Below are 1,967 nucleotides of genomic sequence, written 5' to 3' on the forward strand. Positions count from 1 at the left end.
CCTTGGTTTTGCCCGTGCCGTCCGACGCCCCCACCCAGACCGACGTCTCGGGGTCGGACGCCTGGCGCTGCTTCACCGTGGGATCGATGGGGCGGATCATACCGGCCGACCTGCGCCGGGGCGGCCACATCGACGATGACGCCTTCCACATCCTGGAGCAGGAGCTGGACTGGGCGGAGCTGGCGGCCGCCCCGCCGGATGAGCTGGAACTGACCGAGGGCTAGGCATCGGTTTATGCAAAGCTTGCATCACCCTTGGACGCCGCCACCGGGCATGCTGGCCGCATGACCGCGACCCTTATCGAGCGGGGCCCCAGCCCCTTCCTGGCCGGCTTCCGCCTGGCGGATGTCACCGTCGGCACCGGCGTCACCCTGCGCGTGGCGATGGCGGGCGAAGGCCCGCCCCTGCTGCTGCTGCACGGCCATCCGCAAACCCACGCCACCTGGCGCAAGATCGCCCCGGCCTTGGCGCAACGGTTCACGGTGGTGGCGCCGGACCTGCGCGGCTATGGCGACAGCGGCAAACCGGAGAGCGACGCCCGCCACGCCCCCTACGCCAAGCGCGCCATGGCGCTGGACCAGGTGCACTTGATGCGGGCGCTGGGGTGCGGACGGTTCGCCGTCGCCGGCCATGACCGGGGCGGCCGGGTGGCCCACCGCATGGCGCTGGATCATCCGGACGCCGTCAGCCGCCTGGCGGTGCTGGACATCGCTCCCACCGCCACCATGTACGCCTTGACCGACAAGGCCTTCGCCACCCGGTATTTCTGGTGGTTCTTCCTGATCCAGCCGGCGCCCCTGCCGGAACGGCTGATCGCCGCCGATCCGGAGTTCTTCCTGCGCACCCATATCGACGGTCAGAGCAAGACGCCGGGCGCCACGGAGCCGGCGGTCTTCGCCGAATACCTGCGCTGCTACCAGGACCCGGCCACCCGGCACGCCATCTGTGAGGATTATCGCGCCGCAGCATCCATAGACCTGGAGCATGACGCCGCCGACGCCGATAGCCGGGTGACCGCCCCCCTGCTGGCCCTGTGGGGCGCCAAGGGCGTGGTGGGCCAGCTGTACGACGTGCTGGCCACCTGGCGGGATAAGGCGACCGACGTGCGTGGCCAGGCCCTGGACTGCGGCCACACCCTGCAGGAGGAAAAGCCGGACGCGGTACTGGCCGCCTTCCTGGACTTTTTTGGGGGGTGATACCTGCCCTGGCAGTGACGATATTGTTAAGTCGTCACCAAGGGTCTATTTTCAGGGATGGGCGTCAACCGCCCACCCGGCCCCATGCCTACAGGTATCATCGCCATGACCGCCCTACCCCGCCCCGCCGCCGGCCAGCGCGGCCCCGCCGACCATGAGCGCCGCGCCCAAATCGTGGAAGCCGCCGACCAGCATTTCCGGCACTACGGTTTTCAGAAGACCACGGTGGCGGATCTGGCCAAGGCCATCGGCCTGTCCACGGCCTACATCTACAAATTCTTCAGCAGCAAACAGGCCATCGGCGAAGCCATCTGCGCCCGGTGCCTGAGTGAGATCACCACCCGGCTGCGCGCCATCATGGCGGAGCCCACCTCCGCCGCCGACCGCCTACGCCGCTTCTACCCCGCTCTGGCCCAGGCCGGCGCCGACCTGTTCTTCCAGGAGCGCCGTCTGCACGACATCGTCGTCACCGCCGTTACCGAGAATTGGCACGCCGGCACCACCTATGAGGCGGAGTTGCGGGACATGGTGCGCACCCTGGTCATCACGGGGCGTGAGGCCGGCGAGTTTGAGCGGGAGACGCCGCTGGACGAAGTCTGCCTCGCCATAGAAGAGACGCTGTGGCCCTTCGCCCATCCGCTGATGCTGGAGGAGAAGCTGGACACGGTGGACGCCGCGACCGCGGCGGTGGCGGGGTTGGTGTTGCGCAGCCTGCGCCCCTGATATGTGACGAATGAAGGATGAATCGTAACGAGTGACGAATTACAAATT

3 protein-coding genes are annotated in these 1,967 nt (G+C 68.0%); all 3 read left to right on the forward strand.

What is annotated here, in order from left to right; translation table 11 throughout:
• Positions 1-224: hypothetical protein (locus tag I55_RS07845; protein WP_044559962.1), on the forward strand; the 224-nt coding region annotated here is incomplete at its 5' end.
• Between the two features lie 60 nt (positions 225-284).
• Positions 285-1,196, forward strand: a complete 912-nt coding sequence (locus I55_RS07850; protein ID WP_044559963.1) for an alpha/beta fold hydrolase — start codon at positions 285-287, stop codon at positions 1,194-1,196.
• A 105-nt stretch (positions 1,197-1,301) separates the two neighbouring features.
• Positions 1,302-1,919 carry a TetR/AcrR family transcriptional regulator gene (locus I55_RS07855; RefSeq protein WP_044559964.1) on the forward strand — a complete coding sequence of 206 codons (618 nt, stop codon included), beginning with the start codon at positions 1,302-1,304 and terminating at the stop codon, positions 1,917-1,919.
• Positions 1,920-1,967 lie beyond the last annotated feature (48 nt).

This window comes from Azospirillum sp. B4 (assembly GCF_000333275.1).
Classification (GTDB): Bacteria; Pseudomonadota; Alphaproteobacteria; order Azospirillales; family Azospirillaceae; genus Nitrospirillum.